At 70.4% G+C, this 24,675-nt stretch carries 19 protein-coding genes; 7 read left to right on the forward strand and 12 right to left on the reverse strand.

Annotated elements, in window-relative coordinates:
* Nucleotides 1-43: 43 nt before the first annotated feature.
* From pflA to ACWTSU_RS04990, 7 genes are all read right to left on the reverse strand, one after another.
* A complete protein-coding gene (gene pflA, locus ACWTSU_RS04960; RefSeq protein WP_455138773.1) occupies nt 44-865 on the reverse strand; it encodes a pyruvate formate-lyase-activating protein in 822 nt (273 codons plus the stop codon).
* A 10-nt stretch (nt 866-875) separates the two neighbouring features.
* Nucleotides 876-1,127, reverse strand: coding sequence for an autonomous glycyl radical cofactor GrcA3 (gene grcA3 / locus ACWTSU_RS04965; protein WP_455137495.1), 252 nt, complete (start codon nt 1,125-1,127; stop codon nt 876-878).
* Between the two features lie 60 nt (nt 1,128-1,187).
* Nucleotides 1,188-3,278 carry a formate C-acetyltransferase gene (gene pflB, locus ACWTSU_RS04970; protein ID WP_455138774.1) on the reverse strand — a complete coding sequence of 697 codons (2,091 nt, stop codon included), beginning with the start codon at nt 3,276-3,278 and terminating at the stop codon, nt 1,188-1,190.
* A 436-nt stretch (nt 3,279-3,714) separates the two neighbouring features.
* A complete protein-coding gene (locus ACWTSU_RS04975) occupies nt 3,715-4,350 on the reverse strand; it encodes a DedA family protein (protein WP_455138775.1) in 636 nt (211 codons plus the stop codon).
* A gap of 129 nt (nt 4,351-4,479) precedes the next feature.
* A complete protein-coding gene (locus ACWTSU_RS04980) occupies nt 4,480-8,406 on the reverse strand; it encodes a SpaA isopeptide-forming pilin-related protein (RefSeq protein WP_455138776.1) in 3,927 nt (1,308 codons plus the stop codon).
* A 24-nt stretch (nt 8,407-8,430) separates the two neighbouring features.
* Complete coding sequence (locus ACWTSU_RS04985) at nt 8,431-8,994, reverse strand: Cys-Gln thioester bond-forming surface protein (protein WP_455138777.1); 564 nt, start codon at nt 8,992-8,994, stop codon at nt 8,431-8,433.
* 299 nt (nt 8,995-9,293) lie between these two features.
* The gene (locus ACWTSU_RS04990; protein ID WP_455138778.1) at nt 9,294-10,535 is read right to left on the reverse strand and encodes an iron-containing alcohol dehydrogenase; all 1,242 of its coding nucleotides are present in this window, start codon (nt 10,533-10,535) and stop codon (nt 9,294-9,296) included.
* Nucleotides 10,536-10,872: 337 nt separating this feature from the next.
* On the opposite strand from ACWTSU_RS04990, the gene ACWTSU_RS04995 reads away from it, so the two are divergent.
* From ACWTSU_RS04995 to ACWTSU_RS05020, 6 genes are all read left to right on the forward strand, one after another.
* The gene (locus ACWTSU_RS04995) at nt 10,873-11,706 is read left to right on the forward strand and encodes a MurR/RpiR family transcriptional regulator (protein ID WP_455138779.1); all 834 of its coding nucleotides are present in this window, start codon (nt 10,873-10,875) and stop codon (nt 11,704-11,706) included.
* Nucleotides 11,707-11,881: 175 nt separating this feature from the next.
* The gene (locus ACWTSU_RS05000) at nt 11,882-12,346 is read left to right on the forward strand and encodes a PTS system mannose/fructose/N-acetylgalactosamine-transporter subunit IIB (RefSeq protein ID WP_455138780.1); all 465 of its coding nucleotides are present in this window, start codon (nt 11,882-11,884) and stop codon (nt 12,344-12,346) included.
* 50 nt (nt 12,347-12,396) lie between these two features.
* Nucleotides 12,397-14,004 (forward strand): PTS system mannose/fructose/sorbose family transporter subunit IID, encoded by a 1,608-nt coding sequence (locus ACWTSU_RS05005; protein WP_455138781.1) that lies wholly within the window; start codon nt 12,397-12,399, stop codon nt 14,002-14,004.
* Entirely contained in the window at nt 14,004-14,711 is a 708-nt protein-coding gene (locus tag ACWTSU_RS05010) for an N-acetylmannosamine-6-phosphate 2-epimerase (RefSeq protein WP_455138782.1), read from the forward strand. The genes ACWTSU_RS05005 and ACWTSU_RS05010 overlap by 1 nt, the downstream gene beginning before the upstream one ends.
* A complete protein-coding gene (murQ, locus tag ACWTSU_RS05015; protein ID WP_455138783.1) occupies nt 14,708-15,631 on the forward strand; it encodes an N-acetylmuramic acid 6-phosphate etherase in 924 nt (307 codons plus the stop codon). Before ACWTSU_RS05010 ends, murQ begins: the two co-directional genes overlap by 4 nt.
* Nucleotides 15,632-15,871: 240 nt before the next feature.
* The gene (locus ACWTSU_RS05020; protein WP_455138784.1) at nt 15,872-16,459 is read left to right on the forward strand and encodes a DNA-deoxyinosine glycosylase; all 588 of its coding nucleotides are present in this window, start codon (nt 15,872-15,874) and stop codon (nt 16,457-16,459) included.
* Between the two features lie 9 nt (nt 16,460-16,468).
* Here ACWTSU_RS05020 and ACWTSU_RS05025 read toward each other — a convergent pair whose 3' ends face one another.
* Nucleotides 16,469-16,723 carry an HPr family phosphocarrier protein gene (locus tag ACWTSU_RS05025; protein ID WP_455138785.1) on the reverse strand — a complete coding sequence of 85 codons (255 nt, stop codon included), beginning with the start codon at nt 16,721-16,723 and terminating at the stop codon, nt 16,469-16,471.
* Nucleotides 16,724-16,963: 240 nt separating this feature from the next.
* Between ACWTSU_RS05025 and ACWTSU_RS05030 the strand changes: the two genes are divergently transcribed.
* Entirely contained in the window at nt 16,964-17,761 is a 798-nt protein-coding gene (locus ACWTSU_RS05030) for an HAD family hydrolase (protein WP_455138786.1), read from the forward strand.
* Nucleotides 17,762-17,806: 45 nt separating this feature from the next.
* On the opposite strand, the gene ACWTSU_RS05035 is transcribed toward ACWTSU_RS05030, so the two are convergent.
* The 4 genes from ACWTSU_RS05035 to ACWTSU_RS05050 form a co-directional block, all read right to left on the reverse strand.
* Nucleotides 17,807-19,378 (reverse strand): glycoside hydrolase family 32 protein, encoded by a 1,572-nt coding sequence (locus ACWTSU_RS05035; RefSeq protein ID WP_455138787.1) that lies wholly within the window; start codon nt 19,376-19,378, stop codon nt 17,807-17,809.
* Between the two features lie 48 nt (nt 19,379-19,426).
* Nucleotides 19,427-20,380: a carbohydrate kinase family protein gene (locus ACWTSU_RS05040; RefSeq protein WP_455138788.1), complete on the reverse strand. Its 954-nt coding sequence runs from the start codon at nt 20,378-20,380 to the stop codon at nt 19,427-19,429.
* A gap of 280 nt (nt 20,381-20,660) precedes the next feature.
* A complete protein-coding gene (locus ACWTSU_RS05045) occupies nt 20,661-22,064 on the reverse strand; it encodes a glycoside hydrolase family 32 protein (protein WP_455138789.1) in 1,404 nt (467 codons plus the stop codon).
* Between the two features lie 87 nt (nt 22,065-22,151).
* Nucleotides 22,152-24,137, reverse strand: coding sequence for a glucose PTS transporter subunit IIA (locus tag ACWTSU_RS05050; protein WP_455138790.1), 1,986 nt, complete (start codon nt 24,135-24,137; stop codon nt 22,152-22,154).
* Between the last annotated feature and the right edge of the window lie 538 nt (nt 24,138-24,675).

Below are 24,675 nucleotides of genomic sequence, written 5' to 3' on the forward strand. Positions count from 1 at the left end.
GGGGACCCCCGATCTGCTCCTGTCTTTGTATGGTGTGGGGTTGCTAGCGCATTCTGCGCTTGCCACGCCGCCGGGCGCGGGCGAGAAGCGCCACGCGCCTCAGCTCCTTGGCGCGCGCCGCCTCCATGGCCGGCACGCCCTCGAGCGGGTAGTCGATCCCCAGGCTCTGGTACTTGGCGCGCCCCATCGTGTGGTAGGGGAGCACGTCGAGCCCCACCACGTTGTCCCAGTCGCCGATGATGCGCCCCACGCCGGCGACCTCCTCCTCGCTGTCGGTGAGGCCGGGCACCACCACGTGGCGGACCACCACGGGCGTGCCGCGGCGCGCCAGCTCGTCGCCCAGCTCGAGCGCGTGCGACGCCGGCAGGCCGCAGAGCTCCTCGTGCTGCGCCGCGTCCGACGTCTTGATGTCCAGAAGCATCAGGTCGCACTCGTCCAGGAGCGCCGAGAAGCGCGCGGCACCCGCGGCGCTGAACGTGGCGCCGCTCGTGTCGAGGCAGGTGTGGACGCGCCCGGCGGGCGCGGCGTGCGCGGCGCGGAAGAGCGCCGCCACGAAGTCCGGCTGCGCCATCGGCTCGCCGCCCGTGACGGTGATGCCGCCGCGCCGGTAGAACGGCCGGTTGCGCTCGAACTTCTCGAGGATCTCCGCCACGGTCACGTCCGTGCCCGGCCCGGAGCCGTCGGCGCGGCAGAACTCCCAGGTGTCGGGGTTGTGGCAGTAGAGGCAGCGCATCGGGCAGCCCTGGCAGAACACCACCAGGCGCGTGCCCGGGCCGTCCACGGTGCCGAACGTCTCCACGGAATGGACCCGCCCGCGGATGGCGAGCGGGTCCGTGACCGCGCGTGTCGTGTCGTCGGTGGCCAACGCCGTGACGCTACATCGACTCGTGGAAGGTGCGGCTGATGACGTCGTCCTGCTGCTCCTTGGTGAGCGAGTTGAACTTCACGGCGTAGCCGGAGACGCGGATGGTGAGCTGCGGGTACTTCTCGGGGTGGGCCTGGGCGTCGAGCAGCGTGTCCTTGGTGAACACGTTGACGTTGAGGTGATGGCCCCCCTCCTCGACGTAGCCGTCGATCATGTTGACGAGGTTGTCGACCTGCTCGGGGGCAACGGTTGCGGTGGTCATGTCGGATCCTTTCTCGATGCGGGGGGAGGGGTCGCCCTCCTCCACGCTCTTCCACGTGTTCTAGCAGCAGCCGCAGTCGGGCGCGGGGTTCTCGATCTGAATGTCCACGCCCAGGGCGTCGAGGTCGAGGTCGCCGAACATGACCTCGCCGTCCTTGCCGAGTGCGTTGGGCACGATGGAGAAGGTGTTGGAGATGCCGTCCTGCGCGTCCTTGAACGGCAGCTTGGCCACGCTCGCCAGCGACGCCACGGCGCCGTGGGTGTCGCGGCGGTGCATCGGGTTGGCGCCCGGGGCAAACGGCTCGCCGGCGCGGCGGCCGTCGGGCGTGTTGCCGGTGGCCTTGCCGTAGACCACGTTGGACGTGATCGTGAGGATCGAGGTGGTGGGCACCGAGTTGCGGTAGGTGTCGGTCTCGCGGACGAACTTCATGAAGACCTCAACGACGTCGTGCGCGATCTGGTCCACGCGGTCGTCGTCGTTGCCGTACTTGGGGAAGTCGCCCTCGACCTCGTAGTCGGTGACCAGGCCGGTCTCGTCGCGGATGACCTTGACCTTGGCGTACTTGATCGCGGAGAGCGAGTCGGCCACCACCGAGAGGCCCGCGATGCCGGTGGCGAACCAGCGGTGCACGTGCTCGTCGTGCAGGGCCATCTGCAGGCGCTCGTAGCAGTACTTGTCGTGCATGTAGTGGATGATGTTGAGCGCGTTGACGTAGACGCCGGCGAGCCAGCCCATCATGTCGCGGTATTTGGCGATGACGTCGTCGTAGTCGAGGTAGTCGCCCTCCACCGGGCGGAACTTCGGGCCCACCTGCTCGCCGGTCTTCTCGTCGCGGCCGCCGTTGATGGCGTAGAGCAGGCACTTGGCGAGGTTGGCGCGCGCGCCAAAGAACTGCATCTCCTTGCCGATGCGCATCGAGCTCACGCAGCAGGCGATGGCGTAGTCGTCGCCGTGGTAGACGCGCATGAGGTCGTCGTTCTCGTACTGGATCGAGCTCGTGGCGATGGAGACCTTGGCGCAGTAGCGCTTGAAGCCCTCGGGCAGGCGCGTGGACCAGAGCACGGTGAGGTTGGGCTCCGGCGAGGTGCCCATGTTCTCGAGCGTGTGCAGGTAGCGGAAGGCGGTCTTGGTGACCATGGAGCGGCCGTCCACGCCCATGCCGCCGAGCGACTCGGTGACCCACTGCGGGTCGCCGGAGAACAGCTCGTTGTACTCGGGCGTGCGCGCGAACTTGACCATGCGCAGCTTCATGACCAGGTGGTCGACGATTTCCTGGACCTGCTCCTCGGTGAGCGTGCCGCGCGCGAGGTCGCGCTCGGCGTAGATGTCGAGGAACGTGGAGTTGCGGCCGATGGACATGGCCGCGCCGTTCTGCTCCTTGACCGCGGCCAGGTAGCCGAAGTAGAGCCACTGCACGGCCTCCTGGAAGGTGGCCGCCGGGCGCGAGATGTCAAAGCCGTAGATCTGGCCGAGCTCCTTGAGCTCGCCGAGGGCGCGGATCTGCTCGGCCAGCTCCTCGCGGTGGCGGATGACCTCCTCGCGCATGTTCTTCTGGGTGCCGGCGTGCTCGGCCTTCTTCTCCTCGATCAGGCGGTCCACGCCGTAGAGCGCCACGCGTCGGTAGTCGCCGATGATGCGGCCGCGGCCGTAGGCGTCGGGCAGGCCGGTGATGATGTGGCTGTGGCGGCACGCGCGCATCTCGGGCGTGTAGACGTCAAAGACACCGGCGTTGTGCGTCTTGCGCTTGTTGGTGTAGAAGTCAACGACCTCGGGGTCGACCTCGTAGCCGTTCTGCTTGCAGGCGGCCACGGCCATGCGGATGCCGCCGTTGACCATGAGCGCGCGCTTGAGGGGCTTCTCGGTCTGCAGGCCCACGATCTTCTCGAGCGGGCGGTCGATGTAGCCCGCGGGGTGGCTCGTGATCGTGGAGACCACCTTGGTGTCCATGTCGAGCACGCCGCCGGCCTGGCGCTCCTGCTCGAAGAGGTCCATGACCTCGTCCCAGAGCTTGGTGGTAGCCTCGGTGGGGCCGGCCAGGAAGGACTCGTCGCCGTCGTAGGGGGTGTAGTTGCGCTGGATGAAGTCGCGGACGTCGACCTGCTCCTGCCAGGTGCCGCCAACGAAGCCGTCCCATGCCTCCTGCTGACTCACTGCTCACGCTCCTTGGGTCGTCTGTGTGCGGGGGTGCCGCGGCGCGGCCAGACAAACCTATCACGTACGGGCGCGGTTGTGGGCGACAAATAGTTATACGGTATGAACATCGGCCAAAAAGCACAAGATATTGTGTGTGCCGAGAAGCGCATTGGGCACCGGTAGTGGTTCGAGGCGAGAAGACTGTGGGCCCGTTCGGACCCGCGTGGGCCTCTCTCGCCGAGCCGCTCGCCGGCGTGGTCCCGGCCAAACGCACGGAATCGGGTCCAAAGCGTTCGTCCGGGCGGGTTCAGGTAGCTTAGTCCCGGTCAAACGAACACTTTGGGGGCCAAGGCGTTCGTCTGGGCGGGAGCAACATCAGCGGGCGTCCTTCTCGGCGCGGTGGGGTGGGGGAGAGGTGCGGGAAGTTGACGGTCTGCGCCTGAGAGAGGGGCGGCTACTCGGCGCGGCGCTCGCGGAAGGCGGGGATGATGCGCTTGACCACCCAGAAGACCACGACGACGGCCACGATGGCGATGATGACGTACTTGACCACGTCGGAGACCCACTCGGCCTGCTCGGAGACCGTGGCCCACGCACTGCCGGCGGCGGCCCCCAGGCAGCACAGCACCGTGTTCCACACGGCCGACCCCACGAGCGTGTAGAGCGTGAAGCGCACGACGCTCATCTTGGCCGTGCCCGCCGGGATCGAGATGAGGCTGCGCACCACCGGCACGCAGCGGCAGATGAGTACCGTGACCTGGCCCTTGCGGTCGAACCAGTCCACGGCGCTGGAGACGTCCTCGGGCTTGAAGCCCAGCAGGCGCATCGGGCGCGTGCCGAAGAAGCGCGTGAGGCGCTCGCGCGAGAGGATCCGGCCCACGCCGTAGAGGATGAACGCGCCGACGACCGAGCCGATGGTGGCAGCCGCGATCACGAGCGGCAGCGTCATGTCGGTCGTGGTGGTGAAGAACCCCGAGAGCGGCAGGATCACCTCGCTCGGGATGGGCGGGAACACGTTCTCGAAGAGGATGAGGCCGGATACGGCGAGGTAGCCGAACTGGTTGATGAAGTCGTAGAACGCGGACTCCATGGGGCTCCTTTCGTTTGTGCGACCGCTCCATTATCCTCGCGCGGGCCCCGGGACGAGAAAAACCAACGATTGCACAGAACTCGGGCCCGCCGGTTCGCCCCGGACGGGCCCGAGTCTCGAGCGCGGGCGCTACCTCCTGCGGCGTCGCCTCCACGCCACCGAGCCGCCCACCGCGGCCAGCCCCGTCAGGGCCACGGGCGCCACGACCGAGGCGGCCTCGCCGGTGCGCGGCATGGCGCCGCCGCCCCTCGCGGGCGCGGCCTCGTCGGCGCCGCCCGCGGGCGCGGGCTCGTCGCCGGGGGCGAGAAGCTCCACGGTCTGTCCCTCGTCGGTGATGTCGGCGTGCGCGGCCACGGGCGAGCCCTCGCAGAGGAGCACCTCGTAGGCCACCGTCGTCGCGCTGTCGAGCCCGCTGGCGTCGAAGCCGATCTCGACCTCGGTGCTGCCGCTCGCCTCCTCGGGCGTGAACGTCGCGCTCGCCTGGACCTCCCTGCCGTCAGCGTCCAGCAGCGGCCCCGCGTCGACCACGCTTCCGTCCTCCGCCGTCTGACGGCGGCGCAGCGTGGCCCGGAGCTCGTAGGTCTGCCCGGGCACCACGTTGTCGTAGCTCACGGTGTCCACGATGGTGACCCGTCCGTCGGCGGTCACGGTGTGGTCGCCGTCCGCGGCGTCGGCCGCCGAGGTGCCCACGCCGGGCACGTGCAGCGTCTGGCCTGCGTCGTCGACGTCAGCGTGGAGGGCGAGGAGCACGCCGTTCTCGTCGCGCAGCTCCTCGAAGGCCACCACGTCGCGCCCGTCGAGGCCGCTTCCGTCGTAGGGGACCTCCACCTCGACCGTCATGTCCGCCGCGCTCGCCACGAACGTGGTCTCGGCCGCCGCCTCGCCGCCGTCCGGTCCGCTGAGCGTGCCGCCGTCGGTGGTGCTGCCGTCCTCGGCGACCTCGCGCGCGTGGACCGACGAGCGCAGCGTGTAGGCGCGACCCGCGATCAGGTTGGTGAGCGCGACCTCGTCGACGAGGGTCCGGTCCGGCGTGGAGCCGCCGCCGGAGGCGTTCGTGGCCGCGTCGCGCGCGCTGGTGGCGACGGCTGGCACGTGGACGGTCTGGTCCTCGTCGGAGGCGTCGTCATGGGTCGCCACGACCTGCCCGTCCAGGAGCAGGCGCGCCGTGGCGTGGACGCTGCGACCGGCCAGCCGGGTGCCCGGGAGGTCGTAGGTCAGCCTGACCTGGGCGCTCGGGCCGTCCGCGGTGAACGCCGCCTCGGCCGTGCCGAGAAGCTCGCCGGGCGCGGGCTCGCCGCCCTCGTCCGCCTCGGTCAGGCGCAGCTCGCCCTCGACCACGTAGTCGAGCCCCGTCTGAAGGCGGTCGAGGCTCACGGTGTCGGTGAGCGTGGAGTCGGCGTGGGAGGGGGCGTCGTGGTCCGAGGTCGCGTCGGACCGCAGCGTCGTGTCGATGGTGGGCTGCTCCACGACCTCGTCGTCCATGGTGCCCAGGTCGAGGTCGACTGCGTCGCGCGACACGGTCACCGTCGTGGCCACGAGCCGGTGACCCTCGTTGGCCGCGCAGGGCAGCTCCTCGAGACGGTAGCGGTCGAAGGGAAGCGCCCCGAGCGCGTCGTTGGGCTCCGTGCCGGTCTCGGCGCTCCCCGAGAACCACACGCCGTGGTCAGGGCTCAGCAGCGCGTCGTCGACGCTGCCGTCGTCCAGGAGCGCCGCGTCGCTCGCGTTGGTGTCGTCCGTGTGCGCGAGCCACGTCGCGGAGGTGTCCACCATGCCGTTCTCGTCGCTGACCAGGACGTGGCGCTCCCCGGTGGTGAGCGACGTCAGCAGGAACGCGACGCCCGCCATCCGCCGCTGGCTGCCCTCCTCGGCCTTGGTGAACGAGATGTCGCCGCGAATGACCTGGTCGTCAACGGCCTGGTCATCGGCGGTGAGGTCCGCGACCGCGCCGTCGGCGTCGATGGACACGGTGCGCACCCATCCCTCGTTGAGGAGGTAGCCCGTGGGCGCCACGGTCTCGCGCGCCTCGTAGGTGCCGAAGGGCAGCGCGTCGGCCGCCGTGGAGGCCCGCCCGGCCTCGTCGGTCACGAGCGCGGCGACCACCTCTCCGGGCTCGTAGAGCGTTCCGCCGACCAGCACGGCGCGCTCGGAGACGTTGGTGAGCTCCACCACCGCCCCGGCGAGCGTGGCCGAGCCGAGCGCCACCGAGGTGTCGGGCGCGCCGGCGCCCACGAGCTCGCGGTCGCTCTTGCGCAGCTCGACGCCGCCGCGCGCCACCTGGTCGCGCACCGCGTCGACGTCGTCGGCGAGGTCGACGACCTGCCCGTCGGCGCGCACCTCGAAGGTCCTCGACCACTCGCCGTCAGCGAGGTAGCCCGTCGGCGCGGCGGTCTCGCGGACCTCGTAGGTGCCGTAGGGCAGCGCGTCGGGTGCCGTGGCCGCCATGCCGGACTCGTCGGTTGCGATGGTCAGCGCCGCCGCGCCCGGCTCGATCCGCTCGCCGCCCACCGTCACGCTCGCCGCGCTGCGGTTGTAGACGGTGAGCTCGGCGCCGGCGAGCGTGGCGTCGCCCTGGGGCACGGCTGCCGCGAGCTCGCGGTCGAGCTTGGAGACGCGCACGCCGCCGCGCATGACGTCCTCGGCGAGCGGGCCGACCTCGACCACCTGGCCGTCGCGCTCGATCGCGAAGGTCTGGCTCCAGTCCTCGTTTCGCAGGTAGCCGGTGGGCGCCGCCTGCTCGCGGGCGACGTAGGTGCCGAAGGGCAGGGTCGCCTCGGGGGTCGCGGCCGCGCCGTCGCCCCCGGTCGAGATCGTGGCGACCACGTCACCGGGCTGGTAGGTCACGCCGCCCACGACCACCGGGCCCGCGCAGGCGCTCTCGATGGAGATGACGGCCCCCTCGAGCGTGGCGTCCCCCTGGGCCGCGCCCAGCTCGGCGTCGGTCTTGCGCACCAGGGCGCCGCCGCGCTCCACGTCGTCGGCGAGCGGCGTGCCCGAGAGGTCGGCCACCGAGCCGTCCCGCTGGACGGAGAAGGTCACCGACCAGCTCTCGTTGAGCAGGTAGCCCGTCGGCGCGGCGGTCTCTCGGATCTCGTAGGTGCCGTAGGGCAGCGCGTCGGCCGCCGAGGTCGCGACGCCGGACTCGTCGGTGGCGACGGTGAGGGCCGCCTCCCCCGGGGCCACGCCGCGCCCGCCCACGACCACGGCGCCCGCGCTGCGGTTGTAGACGGTGAGCTCGGCGCCGGCGAGCGTGGCGTCGCCCTGCGCCGTGCCCTCGGCGAGCTGGTGGTCGATCTTGGGCGCGCGCACGCCGCCGCGCGCCACCCGCTCGGAGGCCGCGTGCTCGGCGAGGGTGCCCACGACCTCGGCGGACCCGGACGCCGTCACCTTCCGGAGGGTGATGCCGCCGCCCTCGGGAAGCAGGTAGCCCTCGGGCGCGCGCGTCTCCTGCACCGTGACGGTGCCGAGCGGCACGACCACGGCGCCGTCGGCGTCGGTGAGAAGCGCGTCTCCGCTCACGAGGTGCGCCGCGTCGAGCGTGGCGGTGCCGTCGGCGCCCGTGCGGATGACCCAGGCGTGCGTCGGCTCGGCGGGCAGCTGGCCGACCTCGTCGTAGAGGCCGTCGTAGTGCCGGACGGTGAACTCGGCGCCGGCCAGCGACGCGTCGCCCTGGGGCAGCGCCTGGCCGGTGTCGGCGTCGGTCTTGCGCACGAGCACGCCCACGCGCGCGACCTGCGGAGCGTCCGTCGCGGTCACGATCGCGCGGCCCTCGGCGCCCACGGTCGCCTCGCGCACGGCCTCGTCGCGGGCGTATCCGCGCGGCGGCGTGATCTCACGGACGTAGTAGGTCCCGATGGCCAGGCCGTCGGCGCTCGCGCGCCCGTCCGCGCCCGTCACGAGGGTGGTCGCCAGGTCCGTGCAGCCCTGGTCGCGGTACACGCCGTACTCGGCGCCGGCCAGGCTGTAGAGCCCGGAGCCCCCCGAGACGGCCGGGTTGGCGCTCGCCTTGGCGAGCTCGAGGCCGCCGGTGCGCAGGGTCTGCCCCACCATGCGCTGCATGGTCTCCGTGCGCTGGCCGTAGATTCAGGTCGAGCCCGCGTAGGCGCCGCCCGCCACCGCCGCGGAGCGCGCCTCCTCGTAGAAGGCGCGGCCCTCTTCCGCCAGCGCGCGCCGCTCCCAGCGCCCGTTGGGGGCGCTGGTGGCCCACCAGACGGCGAGCTGCGTGATCGCCTGCGCCGCCTCGCCCGTGCGCCCGCGCACGTTGCCGCGGTAGCCCGCGCCGCCGTAGCCGTAGTGCAGGATGTAGTCGAGCGTGAGCCCGCCGCGCTCGGTCCCGCTGAGCGTGGTGCCGGCCGCGGGCCCCGTGAGGCCGGCGTCGGCGCAGTAGAGCACGAGCCCGTTCGACTCGTAGCGCGAGGTGCCCCGTGCGGTCCCGTCGTACATGCCGAGCTCGCGCGGGTAGTCGCCCGTCCAGGTCACGGTGACCGACCCGGCGGGCTCGGCCGCCTGCGCCGCGGTCCGCCCCGCGGCCGCGACCCCGAGCGCCTCCGAGAGCACGAGCGCGAGCGCCGCCGCGGCCGCCGCGAGCCTCCTTCCCACGCGTCCGCGCCCCCGGCGCGCCCATCGTCTGCGTCTGGTGTCTGACATGTTCGCTCCTCCCTCTCTGACTGGGTGGGGGAGCGTATCCCGTGCGGCGGCACCCTTGCCCGACCGCTGTCTTACCGCTGTCTTACCGCGCAGGTGAGAGGGCTCGCCGCCGCCGGGCGGGCGGCCGGGGCTTCGGTGAGCGAGAAGAGCGCGCCCGCGAGTGTCGGCTCGCGGGCGCGTGGGTGCGGGACGCGCGTCGCGCGCGTCCCGATTCTGTCCGGGTCCGAACGATGACGAGGTCAGGGGGTACGTCGCACCGCCGCCTCGCGGCCCCCGCCGCGCGTCCGGGTCCTTCTCGCCTACAGCGCGGACTCGTAGATCCTGCGGGCGTCGTCCATCGTGAGGCGGCGGATCTCGCCGAACTCGCTGCCCTTGTTCTGCTCGAGCGTCGCGAGCAGCGCCGGCACGTCGTCAGCCGTCACGCCCAGCTCGCCCAAGGTGCGCGGCATGCCGATGGAGACGAAGAAGTCCTGCAGCGCGTCCACGGTGGCCAGCGCCGCGTCGCGGACGGCCTCCTCGGGCGCCACGTCCACGCCGTCGGTCTCGGCGTCCACGGGCTCGATGCCAAAGACCTCGCGGCCGAGCGCGAGCAGGCGCTCCGTGGCGGCCTCGCCGTCGCTCACGTAGCGCAGCCAGGCGGGCATGACCACGGCCAGGCCCGCGCCGTGCGTGATCTTGGGGTCGTGGGCCGAGAGCTCGTGCTCCAGACCGTGGCTCTCCCAGCCGCCCGCGCGGCTCGCGGGCTGCGCGTTGCGCCCGACGCCGGCGATACCGTTGTGGGCGAGCGTGCCGACCCACATGATGTTGGCGCGGGCGTCGTAGTCGTCGGGGCGCTCCAGCACGCGCGGCGTCTCCTCGATGAGCGTGCGGATCAGGCCGCAGGCGATGTGGTCGGTCACGGGCACGGGGCCGGCGGCCGAGAAGAAGCGCTCCAGGATGTGGGCGATCATGTCGGTGACGCCCGCGGCGGTCTGGTAGGCGGGCAGCGTGAAGGTGAGCTCCGGGTCCATGAAGGCCAGCTCGGGACGGTTGAGCTCGCTGGAGAGGCCGCGCTTGAGGCAGAGCTCGTCGTTGCTGATCACGCAGGAGTCGCTGGCCTCCGAGCCGGCGGCCGGGATCGTGAGCACGCTCGCCACGGCGGGCTTGCCCTCGGCGACGGGCCGGGCGCGCTTGGCGAAGAGCTCCCAGACGTCGCCGTCGTGGGGCACGCCGAGCGAGATGGCCTTGGCGGTGTCGATGACCGAGCCGCCGCCCACGGCTAGAATGACGTCGGCCCCGAGCTCGCGGGCGCGCCGGACGCCCTCGCGCACGAGGGTCACCTCGGGGTTGGGACGGGCGCCGGCGAGCTCGGCGTACGCGACGCCGGCGGCCTCGAGCGAGGCCGTGACGCGGCCGAGCGTGCCCGTGCGCACGACCGACCCCTGGCCGTAGACCACGAGCGCGCGGGCGTGCCCGGCGGCGGCCAGCTCGGCGCCCACGCGGTCGGTGACGCCGCGCCCGAAGACGAAGCGGGTGGGGGACTGGAACGTGAAGTCGTTCATGGGGCTCCTTTCGGTGATGTGCCGAGAAGAGCTTAGCGCTTCTCGGCCCTCTCGCCGCGCTCCGGCCCGCCGTTTGGCCCGCCGCCCGGTGGTGCCCGCCGCTCGCATCGAGTGCACGAAATTATTGATATTGAGGCAGATTTTGAGCCCCGGGGCTTCTCGCGACCTGCGCTTTTGTTGACGAGAAGCGCCCCGATCTGGGATGGATATCAACAATTTCGTGCACTCGATGAGAGGAGGGCGCGAGGCGCCAACATGCCGCACGGTTGGCCGCACGCGCACCCAAGCGTCCCGCGCTGCTACCATGTCCGCAACGGACGAGGGACGGAGGCCATCCATGGGGGTGCTCATCAAGCTTCGGGACTGCGAGAGCCTCTCGCCCGCTGAGGCCCAGGTCCGCGACGCCATCATCGCCGACCCGCGCGGCGCGCTTTCCTCGACGGTCTACGAGCTTGCGGAAGCCGCCTACACCTCGCCGTCCACGGTCTCGCGCCTCTGCAAGCGTGTGGGCATCTCCAGCTACGCCAACCTGCGCCTTATGCTCGCCGAGGAGGTCAACCACCTCGAGACGATCGATCTTGCCTACCTTGACACCACGACCATCGAGCCCGAGGACACCCCGGCCCAGGTTGTCGAGAAACTCACCAACATCTCGATCAAGACCATCCAGGAGACCCATGAGCTCGTTGACCTCGACGCGCTCGCCCAGGCGGTGGACCTCATCCGCGCGGCCTCCATCCTCGACTTCTATGGCGTGGGCGCCTCGCTGCTCGTTGCCCTTGACGCCGAGTCCAAGTTCACGCGCGTCGGGAAGTGCTCGATCGTCCACCAGCACTATGACCGACAGAAGGTGCAGGCCATCAACTCGGACGCGTCCCACGTGGGCCTCATCTTCTCCTACTCGGGGGAGAGCCCCGAGATGCGCGTCATCGCGCGCATCCTCAAGGACAACGCCACCCCGACGATCAGCTTCACCAAGTCGGACCGCAACTCGGTGAGCCGGCTCGCCACCTGCCGGCTCTTTGTCACGGCGCGCGAGTCGCTCCAGAGGGCCGGTGCGATGGCCTCGCGTACCGCGCAGCTCTACATGGTCGATCTGCTCTACACGCTCTTCATCACCTCGGACTACGACCGCTCGGTCCGGCAAATCAGCCGTACGGCGCTTGGCTAGCAAACTGGAACTTTTTGTGCCACACCCATTGAGCGAGTGTCTCACCTGCGATTTCTTTCTTTTGAGCTGAATCATTCTCGCTGTCAACTGAAACTTTGTATCTGTTTGTCATATGAATCTAGAAACACATTTTTTGAGCACGTATCGTGGGGGCAGCCGACCCTAGGAGGAAGTCATGATAACCATCGCCCGAATCGACGAGCGCCTCATTCACGGACAGGTCTCCTATGCCTGGACCACCGCTTACAAGAGCGAGGCGGTCATGGCCGTAGATGCCGAGGCGGCACGTGACCAGATGCAGGTCTCCCTGCTCAAGATGGCGTGTCCCGCCGGTCTCAAGTGCTTCGTCGCCGACGAGGAGCGGGCAGCGGCCCTGCTCGCCAAGTACGAGAGGCGCAGGATCTTCGTCGTGGCCAAGCATCCCGACGCCTACCTGCGCATGGTCGAGCTCGGAGCCCACATCGACGAGATCAACGTGGGCGGGCTCTACTTCAAGGAGGGCCGGCGCCAGGTGTCCCGCACCGTCTATGTGGACGAGCACATGGAGGAGACCTTCCGCGCCCTGGCCGAGAAGGGGGTGAGGCTCGAGGTTCGCACCCATCCGCGCGACTCGTCTGAGGACCTGATGGCGCTGCTGTAGGCACAGGTCCACCACACGCCAAAACGAGCACGAACCACGAAAGGAGCGTCATGGAACTCTTACCGGCATTGGGGCTGAGTGTGTTCATCGGCCTTCTCATCCTCGAGAACTACGGCTACGGCTACTGGATGATCTCCCGCCCGATCTTCGCGGGACCGCTCATCGGCCTCATCCTCGGCGACCTGCCCACGGGCCTCGTCGTGGGCGGCACCGTGGAGCTCATGTACATGGGCGTGCTGCCCATCGGCGGCTCGGTTCCCCCGAACGCGCAGATCGCCGGCATCATCTCCACGGTCTTCGCAATCACGAGTGGCGGCAACCCCGAGGTGGGCATCGCGCTCGCCCTGCCCATCGGGGTGCTGGCGCAGCTGCTCATCATGCTCGCCTGGAACGTCAACATCATTCTCATCCACGCGGCCGACAAGCACGTGCAGTCCGGGAACTACCGCGCCGTGGAGCGAATCCACCTCTGTGGCCTGGTCGTGTTCTTCCTGATCTTCTTCCTCGCCTCGTTCCTGGCCATCTATCTGGGCAGCGACTTTGTCAGCAACCTCGTTGCCGGCATGCCCGCCGTCCTTACCGACGGTCTCACCGTCGCCTCCGGCATCCTTCCGGCCGTTGGTATGGCCATGCTGCTCAAGATGATGGACTTCAAGGGCTACTGGCCGTTCTTCGCCATCGGCTTCGTTGCCGCGGTCTACATGGGCCTCTCCGTGCTCGCGGTCTCCATCATCGCCGTCGCGCTCGTCTGCGCGATGCAGAAGATGGCCTCGTCGGCCCCGAGCGCCCTCGACGACGGCTTTGACGACGAGGATGACTTTGCCACCGAGGGCGAGCCGGCTCCCGACGCGACCCAGCACATCCTCTCCAAGGCCGAGCTGGTCAAGACCTTCGTGCGGTCGCTGTTCATCATGACGTCCATCAACTACGAGCGCTACTGCTCGCTCGGCTTCTGCTACGCCATGATTCCGGCGCTGCGCAAGCTCTACCCGAACCCCGAGGACTTCAAGGAGGCCATGGGCCGCGCCAACGAGTTCTTCAACTGCCACCCCTATACCGGCAACGCCGTCCTCGGCGTGACGCTGGCCCTCGAGGAGCAGAAGGCGCTCGGCAAGGACATCACCGCCGAGGCCATCTCCTCCACCAAGACCGCCCTCATGGGCCCGCTCTCGAGCATCGGCGACTCCGTGTTCAAGGCCACCTTCATGACGATCTTCGCGGCCATCGCGGCTTCCCTCGCCCTTGAGGGCAACCCCATCGCACCCATCGTGTTCATCGTCCCCAACGTGGCGCTCAACGTGATCTCCCGCTGGCTCTTCGTGAAGTACGGCTACGAGTGGGGCACCAAGCTCGTGGCGCGCATGCAGAGCTCCGACCTCATCCGCCGCTTCGTCGAGGCCGCGACGATCGTGGGCATGATGGTCGTCGGCGCCATGATTGTGGGCTTCGTCAAGCTCTCCATCGCCGCCACCTGGACCATCGGCGGCGCCGAGATCAACCTGCAGACCATCTTGGACTCCCTCGTCCCGAGCCTGCTGCCGCTGCTGCTCGTCCTGGGCTACTACGGCATCCTGCGCAAGAGCGAGAAGGGCATGTACGCCTGCATCATCATCAGCTTCGTGCTCGGCATTGCCGGCAAGGCGATTGGACTGTTCTGATGACTGACAAGAACCAGGAGCTTCTCGCCAGCCTCTCCGGCAGGCTCATCGTCTCGTGCCAGGCCCGCGTCGGCTGGCCCATGTACGGGACCCAGATCATGGCGGCCTTCGCCCGTGCCGCGATGGAGGGGGGCGCCGCCGGCATCCGTGCAACGGGGGCCGACAACATCACGGCCATCAAGGAGCGCGTCGACCTGCCGATCATTGGCATCAACAAGCAGTTCTCCGACGAGTACGACGTCTACATCACTCCCACGTGGGAGTCGGCGCGCGAGATTCTTGAGGTGGGGATCGACATCATCGCGCTCGACGCGACCCCGCGGCGGCGACCCGGGGGCGAGCAGGTCACCGACATCGTCGGCCGCATCCGCGAGGAGTATCCCGACGTGCTCGTCATGGGGGAGATCTCCACGCTCGAGGAGGCGCGCGGCGTGCTGCCGGTGGGCTTTGACCTCATCTCGACCACGCTCGCCGGCTACACAGCCGAGAGCGCGAGCGTGACGCGCGCCGCCATCGACCTCGTGCGCGACATCACAGAGATCACGGACACGCCCGTCATCGCCGAGGGCAAGGTCCGCTGCGAGCAGGACGCCATCGACATGCTCGACGCCGGGGCGCTCGCGGTGGTCGTGGGCACCTCGATAACCCGCCCCGAGATCATCACGAGCCGCTATGTGGAGGCGCTGGCGAACAGGGGCCGACTATGAGCGCGCGAGACCTGGGCAGGCTCACCACCGAGCAGGTCAACCCCGACTGCGCGCACATCGACGAGCTGAGCACGCTCGACGCGCTGCGCGCGATCAACGAGCAGGACCGCGGCGTCGCTCGGGCCGTCGAGTCGGTGCTGCCCGAGCTCGCCGAGCTCGTCGATGGGGTCGCCGCGCGGATCGCGGATGGGGGCCGGCTCATCTACGTGGGAGCCGGCACGTCCGGCCGGCTCGGCGTTCTCGACGCGAGCGAGTGCCCGCCCACCTACGGGGTCTCCCCCGAGACCGTCCAGGGCGTGCTCGCGGGCGGGCCGGAGGCCTTCTGGAGGGCGAAGGAGGGCACGGAGGACCGGGCCGACCTTGGTGCGCGGGACATGGTCGAGCTGGGCGTCGGGGCGCACGACGCGGTCGTGGGCATCGCGGCAAGCGGGCGCACCCCCTATGTGATCGGCGCCTTGGACGAGGCCCGTGCGCGTGGCGCGCTCACCGGGGCGCTCAGCTGCGTCGAGGGGGCCGAGCTCTCCGCACATGCCGATCATGCCGTCGAGTGCGTCACCGGTCCAGAGGCCATCTGCGGGTCAACGCGCATGAAGGCCGGAACGGCCCAGAAGATGATGCTCAACATGATCTCGACCGAGGCCATGGTCAAGCTTGGCAAGGTCTACGGCAACCTCATGGTGGACATGAGGCCCACCAACGAGAAGCTCCGCGACCGCGCGCGGCGCACGATCGTGCGAGCGACCGGCTGCTCCGACGGACGAGCGGAGAAGGCGCTCGCCGAGAGCGGGAACGTGAAGGTGGCCATCTGCATGATTCTTCTCGACAGGAGCGCGGAGACGTGCCGTGCCGAGCTTGAGGCCCATGGCGGGCGCATCTCCGCCGTCATGGAGTGCCACGCCTGCGACGCGAATCACGCATAGAGCGGGCCCGCAAACGCGACGTCCCTCCCGTGTCCGGCATGCACCGCGGGCGGGAGGGACGTCGCGCACAGTGATGACGAGATGCCCCGCTGCGGCCGCGCTCGCATCGAGTGCACGAAATTATTGATACTCACGCCGCACGGGCGCGCTTCTCGCCAACAAAAGCGCAGGTCGCGAGAAGCCCCGGGGGCCGGAGACCGCCGCTATATCAATAATTTCGTGCACTCGACGAGAGGGGAGGTGGGCCGTCAGGGCGAGAGGGACCCCGCCCCGCGGCCCGCCTCGCTGCGCTACCATGGCCGCATGGCCGACTACGAGCGCATACACCACGGGTTCGACCCGGTCTTCGACGAGCGGAGCCGCGTGCTCGTGCTGGGGTCGCTGCCCTCGGTGGCCAGCCGCGCGCAGCGCTTCTACTACGGCAACCCGCGCAACCGGTTCTGGAGGGTGATCGCCGCCGCGGTGGGGGAGGAGCCGCCCGCGGACGATGACGTGGCCGCCAAGCGCGCGCTGCTGCTGCGCCATGGCATCGCGCTCTGGGACGTGATCGAGAGCTGCGAGATCCGCGGCTCGTCGGACGCCTCCATCCGCGACGTGGTGCCCAACGACGTGGGCCGCGTCCTGCGCGCGGCGCCCATCCGCGCGGTGCTCTGCAACGGCGGGACGGCCGGGCGCCTGTACCGCCGCTGGCTGGAGGGCGCGTGCGGGATGCCGGCCGAGGTGCTGCCGTCCACGAGCCCGGCCAACGCGTCGTGGTCGCTCGAGCGGCTGGTGGCACGCTGGTCGGAGGCGCTCGCGCCGCGCCTCCGGGACGGGGCGGCGAACTAGAGCGGCGGGCTAGAACGTCTGGACGATGCGCCCGAGCGCCGCGGCGGCGGTGTTCTCGTCCGGGCCCTCCACGCGGACGACCACGTGCTCGCCGGTGCGCACCCCGAGCATCATGAGCGCCGTGGGCTGCGAGGCGTCGACCACGCGCCCGGCGTGCTCGAGCGTCACGTGGCTGCGCCAGCGCTGCGCCTCGCTGGCGAGCAGCACCGCGAGCTGCACGTGCAGCCCCAGCGGGTCGGTGATGTCACAGGGAAGCTCGAGCATGGGCTCCTCTCGGGGGGACGGTGGCATCACCATAAACCTTAAGATGAGGCTCGGGCCCGTCGGCACCCGCGAGCGTAGCGCGCTCGTCGCCAACCGGTAGCCGCGCGCTCACGAGACCCCGCGCACCGCTCGGGACGTCCTTACTTGACGCGCCGCGCGCGCAGCGTGAGCATGAGAACGATTCCATAAATCGTGCACGGACCGCGCGCCGCCCTGGGCGCGCGCCGAGAGGGGAGCCCCATGATCAAGCTCATCGCGTCGGACATGGACGGCACGCTCCTTGACGAGGGGGGCAACGTCCCGGAGGAGACCTTCTCGCTCGTGAGCGAGCTCGCGGAGCGCGGGGTGCACTTCGTCGCCAGCTCGGGGCGGCGCTACGACACGCTGCGCTGGTTCTTCGGCCCGGTGGCCGACAAGATCAGCTACGTCGCCTCGCTCGGCACGCAGGTCTACGCCGACGGCCGCCTGCTCGACCGCGAGGTCTTCTCGACGCTCTCGGTCCAGCGGCTCTTTGAGACCTGCCACCTCTTCGACTGCCTTCACCTGGCCGTCTACGAGGCGGACGCGACCTATCTCATCGACGACCTGAGCTCCTACATCTCCGAGCTCGACAAGGACCTCGGCTCGGCCGTGCGCGTGTACGATCCTCCCTCGCCCGACGTGAGCATCATCAAGGCGGCCGTCTGCTGCGACCGGCCCGAGCTCATCACCGAGATGGCCTACGTGCTCGAGCGCGAGCTCGGCGACTGGTTCACGTTCCTGCCGAGCGGCTCGCGCTGGATCGACGTGGTCCCCGCGCACGTGAGCAAGGCGACCGGCCTCGCGCAGGTGATGCGCTACCTCGGCGTCGAGGCCGATGAGGTGATGGCCTTCGGCGACTCGATGAACGACTACTCGATGCTGCGCTTCGTGGGGCACCCCGTGGTGGTGGACAACGCGCGCTACTCGCTCAAGCAGGTCGCGGAGCGCGTGATTGGCCCCAACTCGGAGCACTCGGTGCAGGGCGCCCTGCGCGAGCTGCTGCGGGAGCTCGGTTAGGCTCCCGGCGGCGCCGCCCGCGCGCCGGGACCGGGGCCGCCGCCGTCAGGGCGCCGACGCGCGCCCGTCGAGCCCGATCGAGCGCAGCCGGTGCCAGACCAGCGAGCGCACGGCGAGCGTGCCGCCCTCCGAGACGAGCCGCACGGCGCGCGGGCCGTCCGAGGGCAGGCTGTAGGCGCTCAGCGTCTGGGTCCCGTCGTTCACGAACGCCTCCACCGAGCCGCGGTCTATGAGCACGCGCAGCACGAGCGTGCCGTCCGCGAGCTCGCCCGGGCCGAGGGGCGCCGCGCGGTACCCGCGCTCCCCGGCGCCCACGGCGTGGCGGTCGAGCACCACGCGACCGGTCTGGTCGTCGTAGGCCACGAGCGTGTGGCAGCCGTCGGGGGTCGCGTGGACGCACAGGCCCGCCCGCTCCGCCGTCGACGCCGCGAGGTCGAGCGTGAGCTCCACCTCGAGGGCGCCACCGTCGTCCTCGAGGACCGTGCGCACCTCGTCGGGCGCCAGCTCCGTCGCCCCGAGCACCCCCGACTCCGTCCGCAGCGCCGCGAGCTCGCGCGCCGGGCGGAACCTGAGCGTCCCGTCGTCCGCCAGCGTGACCTCGCGCGGCACTGTGAGCTGCCCGCACCAGCCGTCGTCCTGCACCGGCAGCGCGCCGGCCGGGCGCATCCAGCCCCACATGAGCCGGCGGCCGTCGGGCGCCCCCATCGTCTGGGGCGCGTAGAAGTTCTGCCCCCAGTCGAGCGGGAGGAACTCCGTCTCGGGGTGGAACGGCGCCCCCGGCTCCCACGTGCCGACCAGGTAGCCGGCGTTGTCGCGGTTGCGCATGAGGTAGCCGCTCGGGCGCGCTCCCATGGCCGAGAAGCACAGCGCCCAGCGGCGTCTCCCGGAGGGGGAGACGAGCTCGAAGAGGTCCGGGCACTCGAGCATGCGGACGCTCTCGTCAGGGCTGCGATAGAGCACGCCGCCCCACGACCACGAGGCGAGGTCCTCCGAGGTGTAGAGCACGATCTCGCCGCGCCCGTCCGGCGCCTGCCGGCCCACGACCATGCACCAGGCGTCGCCCTGGCGCCAGACCTTGGGGTCGCGGAAGTCCCGCAGGCCGTCGGGGTTGCCCACCACCACGCCGCGCTTCTCGAAGCGGACGCCGTCGCGCGAGGTGGCGGCGCACTGGACCTCGAGGTTGCCGGCGCCCTCGTCGCGCCCGTTGCGCCAGCGGTGCGCGGTGTAGAGGAGGTGGAGGAGCCCGTCGGTCCCCACCACGGCCGAGCCCGAGTACACGCCGGCGCGCTCGGCCTCGAGGCTCGGAGCGAGCGCCACCGGCTCGCGCCGCCAGGTCACGAGGTCGGCGCTCGAGACGTGGCCCCAGTGCATGGGACCCCAGCTCGTGCCGAAGGGGTGCAGCTGGAAGAAGGCGTGCCAGCGGCCGCGGAAGTACGAGAGGCCGTTGGGGTCGTTGATCCAGCCGCCCGGCGCGGCGATGTGGAAGGTGGGGTACCACCGGTCGCGGCGTCGCGCGGCGAGCGCGGCCAGGCCGTCGTCGGCGCGCTCGAGCGCCCGCGCGTCATCCGTGAAGGGCGCGTCGTCGGGGGCGACGGCGTCAGATGTGTCGGTGCTCATGCGCTCCTCTCGGGGAAGGGGTGACGAACGGCGCTTCTCGCCTCTCGGCTACTCGGCGAGAAGCTCCTCGACCTGCGCGCGCTCCGGCATCGCGGGGATGGCGCCGCGCCGGCGCACGCACAGCGACGCCACGGCGTTGCCGAGCCGCGCGTAGGCGGCCGCGTCCTCGACGCCCACCTCGTCCGGGGCCTTGCCTCCCTCGCAGAAGCCGGCCAGGAAGCCGCCCCAGAACGAGTCGCCGGCGCCGGTGGCGTCCACGGCGTCGGCCGGGAAGCCCGGCACCTCGCGCCCGCCGTCGGCGCAGGCGACGTAGGCCCCGCCCGCGCCGAGCGTCACGGCCACGACCTTGGGGCCCTTTGCCAGGAGCGCCACGGCCGCGGCCTCGGGGTCCCGCTCGCCGGTGAGCAGCTCGCACTCCTCGTCGGAGAGCTTCATGAGGTCCATCTGCGGCACCACGGCGCGCATCTGCTCGCACGCGGCCTCGACGCTCGGCCAGAGGTTGGCGCGGTAGTTGGGGTCGTAGGAGGTCACGCAGCCGGCCGCGCGCGCCGCGCGCAGGGCCTCGAGCGTGGCCGAGCGGGCCGGCTCGTCGGTCAGCGACAGCGACCCCACGTGGAAGACGCGCGAGTCGGCGATCACGTCGCGGGCCAGCTCGTCGGGGGTGATGCGCGTGTCGGCGCCCGGCTTGCGCGCGAACGAGAACTCGCGCTCGCCGTCCGGCGACAGCTGCACGAACGCCAGCGTGGTGAACGCGTCGGGGTCGGTGACGAGACCGCGCGTGTCGATGCCGTTCTCCTCGAGCGTGCGGCGCAGGAAGGCGCCGTGCATGTCGTCGCCGACCTTGCCGAGAAACGCCGTCTTGTGGCCGAGCTTCTGGAGCGCCACGAGCACGTTGGCGGGGGCGCCGCCGGCGTTGCGCTCAAAGAGCCGCTGGCCCCCGGCGGACGTCCCGGCGTCGGTGAAGTCGATCAGGAGCTCGCCCAGTGCGCTGACAGAGTACATGCGTGTCCTTTCTCGCGTGACTGATACGCCCCCTGCCGCGCGCACGCGGCCCCCACGTGCAGGATAGCCCCGATGCGCGGCCGGGGGCGCGACAATTCGGTTGCTGCGGGTCGTTCTTCTCGCCCGTTTCGCGCCCCTGGGTTCCGTCCCGGGTCGCGTCCCTGGTCCCAACAACCCGCAAAAAAAGATTTCATTTTCATATAATCGCAGTTGGTGAAAATGGATTTGTCAGATTTTGCGGGTTAATGGGGGAGAAGCGAGGCGAGATGGACCCGCGCCGCTAGTACGTTCCCGCCATGCCGTCGCCCATCTCCCAGACCGTTGCCCGCACGTCGCCAGAAAGCGCCACGTCAAGCGCGTCGGCGCGCGGGAACCAGCGCGTCGAGAGGACCGCGGCGCCGTCGTTGGCGTAGACCTCCACGGCCGAGCTGTCGACGAGCACGCGCAGGTCGCGGACCGCGCCCGTGCGGACCGTCCGCTCGGTGCGCCCGACGCCCACGGCATCGTCCGAGAAGGACAGGCGGACCGCGCCGTCCGCGCACGTCACGCGCAGCGCCCCGTCGAGGGCGAGCTCGAGCGGGCCGCCCGCGCCGTGCGCGACCACGTCCGCGCGGTGTTCGCCCAGGCGCAGCTCGTCCCCGTCCGTGAGCTTGTGCGCGGCTCCCCGCAAAGTCTCGAGCTCGCGGGCCGGCCGCTGCAGCAGCGCGCCGTCCGCGCCCGCCGTGATCTCGCGCGGGACCGTGAGGCAGTGGCACCATGAGAGGCCGTCGGGCGCGCTCTCGTAGGGGGCCTCCGGCATGCCCATCCACCCGATGAGCAGCGTGCGGCCCGACTCGTCCACGAAGGTCTGCGGCGCGTAGAAGTCGAAGCCATGGTCCCAGAGGCGCAGCGAGCCCCCGTCGAGGACGAGCTCGCCGGTCCCCGCGAGCTTCTTGCCCGCCGGGACGGGCAGGTAGCCGGCGTGGTCGCGGATGCCGTGGGCCCAGGGCAGGGACTGCAGCCCCTGCGGGCACGCAGAGAGCCACTCGCGGCCGTCCAGCGCCACGCGGTCGGGGCACTCCCACATGTAGCCAAGCGGCTCCCGGGGGCGGGCGTCGCCCGCGTACTCCCACGCGACCCCGTCGTCGGAGCGCAGCCGCAGCACGAGCCCCCGGTCGTCGATGTCGCGGGCCCCGAGCAGCATCCACCACGAGCCGTCCTCCCGCCAGACCTTGGGGTCGCGGACGTGGCGGGTGCAGAAGGCGGGGTAGTCGCCGGTGCGCAGCAGCGCGCGCTTCTCGCCGAGCGCGACGCCGTCGGCGCTCTCTATGAGGATCTGCGTGGAGCGGCGGCCCGTGCGCACGTAGTCGTGGTCCCCGGGCTCCTTGACGTTGCCGGTGTAGTAGAGGCGCATGAGGTCGTCCCCGTCCGGGGCGGCGCCGCGCAGCACGACGGCGCAGCCGGAGTAGGAGCCGCTCGCCTCGTCGGGGGTGTCGGGCGCCACGGCTATGCCGAGGTGTCGCCAGCGCACGAGGTCGTCGCTCACGAAGTGTCCCCACCCGCGCGCGGCCCCGGGAGCGGGCCAGTCGGGGCTGTATTGGTGGAAGACGTGGTAGGTGCCGCGGAACTGGCAGAGGCCGTTGGGATCGTTGAGCCAGCCCGTGGGCGGCATGAGGTGGAATCCCATCCGCCAGGTGTCGTGCATGCGTGCTCCTTAGCTGCGACGCGGGGCGGCCCGGTCGGGCCGCCCCCGTGGGGGAGAGTTCTGAGGGGACGCGGGCCCCCGGACAGGCTAGCTCAGCTCGACGAGCGGCTGGCCCGGCGTGACGGTTGCACCGACGTGGGGCGTCACCTGGGCGTAGGCGTCAGCGTTGGTGACGATGACCGGCGTCACGGGGTCGAGCCCGGCGGCGCGGATCTGCTCGAGGTCCACGTCCATCAGCAGCTGGCCGGCGTCCACGTGGTCGCCCACGGCCACGTGCGGCGTGAACGGCGCGCCGTTGAGGTTGACGGTGTCGATGCCGATGTGCATGAGGACCTCGGCGCCGGCGTCGGTGGTCATGCCCAGGGCGTGGCCGGTCTCGGCGAGCACGGTGACGGTGCCCGCGGCGGGCGCGTAGAGCTTGCCCTCGCTGGGGCGCACGGCGGCGCCGGGGCCCATGGCCTCGCTCGCGAAGACGGGGTCGGGCACGTCAGCCATCGCGATGGCCTCGCCGGCAAGCGGGGACGCCAGGGTCTCGGCCGAGCGCTCGTGCTGCACGCCGGCGCTCACGGCCGCGACGGCGGCGTCGGCCGCGGCGGCGGAGAGGGCGGCGGCGTCGGCGACGTCGGCCGCGGGGGCGGAGACGGACGCTTGGACGACGGGCGCCGCCTGAGCGGCGGGCGCGTCCTCGGGGTCGCGGAAGACCACGTAGGTCAGGCCGAAGCCAAGGCCGCCGGCGATGAGGAACATGATGACGTACTGGACGGGCTGGTTGAGGCACAGCAGCAGGCCGAAGATGCCGGTGACGCCGGTGCCGCTGGCGGCCAGGCCCACGATCGAGGCGAACATGGCGCCCACGCCGCCGCCGATGCAGCCGCAGACGAAGGGTTTGAAGAAGCGCAGGTTCACGCCGAAGATGGCCGGCTCGGTGATGCCCATGAACGCGGAGAGCGAGGAGGGCAGGGCCAGCGAGCGGGTCTTGACGCTCTTGGTCTTGAAGGCCACGGCGAGCGCGGCGCCGGCCTGGCCGATGTTGGCGGCGCTGGCGAGCGGCAGCCAGTAGGTGACGCCGTACTGCGCGATCTGGCCGAGGTCGATGGTGGTGTACATCTGGTGGATGCCGGTGACGACGGTCGGCGCGTAGAGGGCGCCCATGATGAGCGAGCCGATGCCGGCGGGCAGCGTGATGAGCCACTGGATGGCGCCGAGGATGGCGTTCTCGGCCCAGACGAAGATCGGGCCGATGGCGAGCATCGTGATGTAGGCGGTCACGGCCACCGACACGAGCGGGGTCACGAACAGGTCAAAGGCCTCGGGGACCACCTTGTGCAGGCGCTTCTCGAAGAAGGCGAGGATCCAGCAGGCCACCACGATCGGGATGACGTGGCCCTGGTAGCCGGTCCACTCGATGGAGTAGAGGCCGGGGATGACCCAGTAGGTCTGCTGGACGCCCTCCGTGGCCACGGTGTTGGCGTTCTGCAGCGCTGGGTTGATGAGGATCATGCCGATGACGGCCCCCAGGAAGGGGTTGGCGCCAAAGGCCTTGGCCGCCGAGAAGCCGATGAGGATCTGCAGGAACGTGAAGGCCGTGTTGGAGACGAGGTTCAGGATCTGGTACCACGCGTTGTCGGTGTTCAGGCTGATGAAGCCGTTGGTGTCCATGAAGCTCAGGGCGCTCATGATGCCGAGCAGCAGGCCCGACGCCACGATGGCCGGGATGATCGGCACGAAGACGTCGCCGAGGACCTTAATCGCGCGCATGAAGGGGTTGGTCTGCTGCTGCGCGGCGGCCTCCTTGACCTCCGCCTTGGTGGCGGCGGTGATGTGGCCGAGGTCGATGAACTCGTCGTAGACCTTGTTCACCGTGCCGGTGCCGTAGATGACCTGCAGCTGGCCGGACGCCTTGAAGTTGCCCTTGGCGCCGGGCGCGTTGTCCACCCGTGCCTGGTCAACCTTGGAGTCGTCGGCGAGCACCAGGCGCAGGCGCGTGGCGCAGTGCGCCGCCGACACCACGTTGTCGGGACCGCCGATCGCGTCCAGGATCTCCTGGGCGGCCTCTCTGTAGTCGAGTGCCATGAACCTTCCTTCCTCCTTGCCCCGCCACACCGCGTCAGGGCGGTATGGAATCGTTCCCATATGGAATCGTTCTCACAATAGGCGGAACGTGGATGCAAAAACAATGTGCGCGAAGTCTCGCCTGTGAACGGCCATGATTTCTCGGCGAGCGGTTGACGTCTCGGAGGCGCCCCCCTCGTCCGTCAGCCTCTCCGCCCCGGTCTCCGCCTCGGCGCGAACGGCGCCCGATTGGGTGGCATCCTTGATACGAGGGCACCCAATCGTCGGCACTTCTCGCCACATCCTTCTCGTTACCTGCACTTTTGTGAGAGAGAGGGACGGCGAGCGGGAGCGAGCATCAAGGATGCCACCCAGTCGCAAGGGGTTATGGACGAGAAGGGCCCTCTCGATGACGCGAGCGGGGCGGAACACCCAATCGCGGCCGTATCTTGGCGCGACGGGGGCAGTGGGGAGTCGCGTCACGAAAAGTGGTGTAGGGCCGTCCCCGGGGCCCGCAGCCCCGCCCCGTATCCTACGCCGCCCTCCTCTTCCTGTCGAA

The sequence above is a fragment of the Thermophilibacter sp. genome (genome assembly GCF_966187215.1).

Excerpts from the sequence above, each read along its gene's own strand:
- grcA3 (WP_455137495.1), bottom strand. The coding sequence starts at position 1,127 with ATGACCACCGCAACCGTTGCCCCCGAGCAGGTCGACAACCTCGTCAAC.
- ACWTSU_RS05030 (WP_455138786.1), top strand. The coding sequence starts at position 16,964 with ATGATCAAGCTCATCGCGTCGGACATGGACGGCACGCTCCTTGACGAG.
- ACWTSU_RS05005 (WP_455138781.1), top strand. The coding sequence starts at position 12,397 with ATGGAACTCTTACCGGCATTGGGGCTGAGTGTGTTCATCGGCCTTCTC.
- ACWTSU_RS05040 (WP_455138788.1), bottom strand. The coding sequence starts at position 20,380 with ATGTACTCTGTCAGCGCACTGGGCGAGCTCCTGATCGACTTCACCGAC.
- ACWTSU_RS05035 (WP_455138787.1), bottom strand. The coding sequence starts at position 19,378 with ATGAGCACCGACACATCTGACGCCGTCGCCCCCGACGACGCGCCCTTC.
- ACWTSU_RS04990 (WP_455138778.1), bottom strand. The coding sequence starts at position 10,535 with ATGAACGACTTCACGTTCCAGTCCCCCACCCGCTTCGTCTTCGGGCGC.
- ACWTSU_RS04995 (WP_455138779.1), top strand. The coding sequence starts at position 10,873 with ATGGGGGTGCTCATCAAGCTTCGGGACTGCGAGAGCCTCTCGCCCGCT.
- ACWTSU_RS04975 (WP_455138775.1), bottom strand. The coding sequence starts at position 4,350 with ATGGAGTCCGCGTTCTACGACTTCATCAACCAGTTCGGCTACCTCGCC.
- ACWTSU_RS05050 (WP_455138790.1), bottom strand. The coding sequence starts at position 24,137 with ATGGCACTCGACTACAGAGAGGCCGCCCAGGAGATCCTGGACGCGATC.
- ACWTSU_RS05010 (WP_455138782.1), top strand. The coding sequence starts at position 14,004 with ATGACTGACAAGAACCAGGAGCTTCTCGCCAGCCTCTCCGGCAGGCTC.
- ACWTSU_RS05025 (WP_455138785.1), bottom strand. The coding sequence starts at position 16,723 with ATGCTCGAGCTTCCCTGTGACATCACCGACCCGCTGGGGCTGCACGTG.
- ACWTSU_RS04985 (WP_455138777.1), bottom strand. The coding sequence starts at position 8,994 with ATGTCAGACACCAGACGCAGACGATGGGCGCGCCGGGGGCGCGGACGC.
- ACWTSU_RS05000 (WP_455138780.1), top strand. The coding sequence starts at position 11,882 with ATGATAACCATCGCCCGAATCGACGAGCGCCTCATTCACGGACAGGTC.
- ACWTSU_RS05045 (WP_455138789.1), bottom strand. The coding sequence starts at position 22,064 with ATGCACGACACCTGGCGGATGGGATTCCACCTCATGCCGCCCACGGGC.
- murQ (WP_455138783.1), top strand. The coding sequence starts at position 14,708 with ATGAGCGCGCGAGACCTGGGCAGGCTCACCACCGAGCAGGTCAACCCC.
- ACWTSU_RS04980 (WP_455138776.1), bottom strand. The coding sequence starts at position 8,406 with ATGCAGCGCATGGTGGGGCAGACCCTGCGCACCGGCGGCCTCGAGCTC.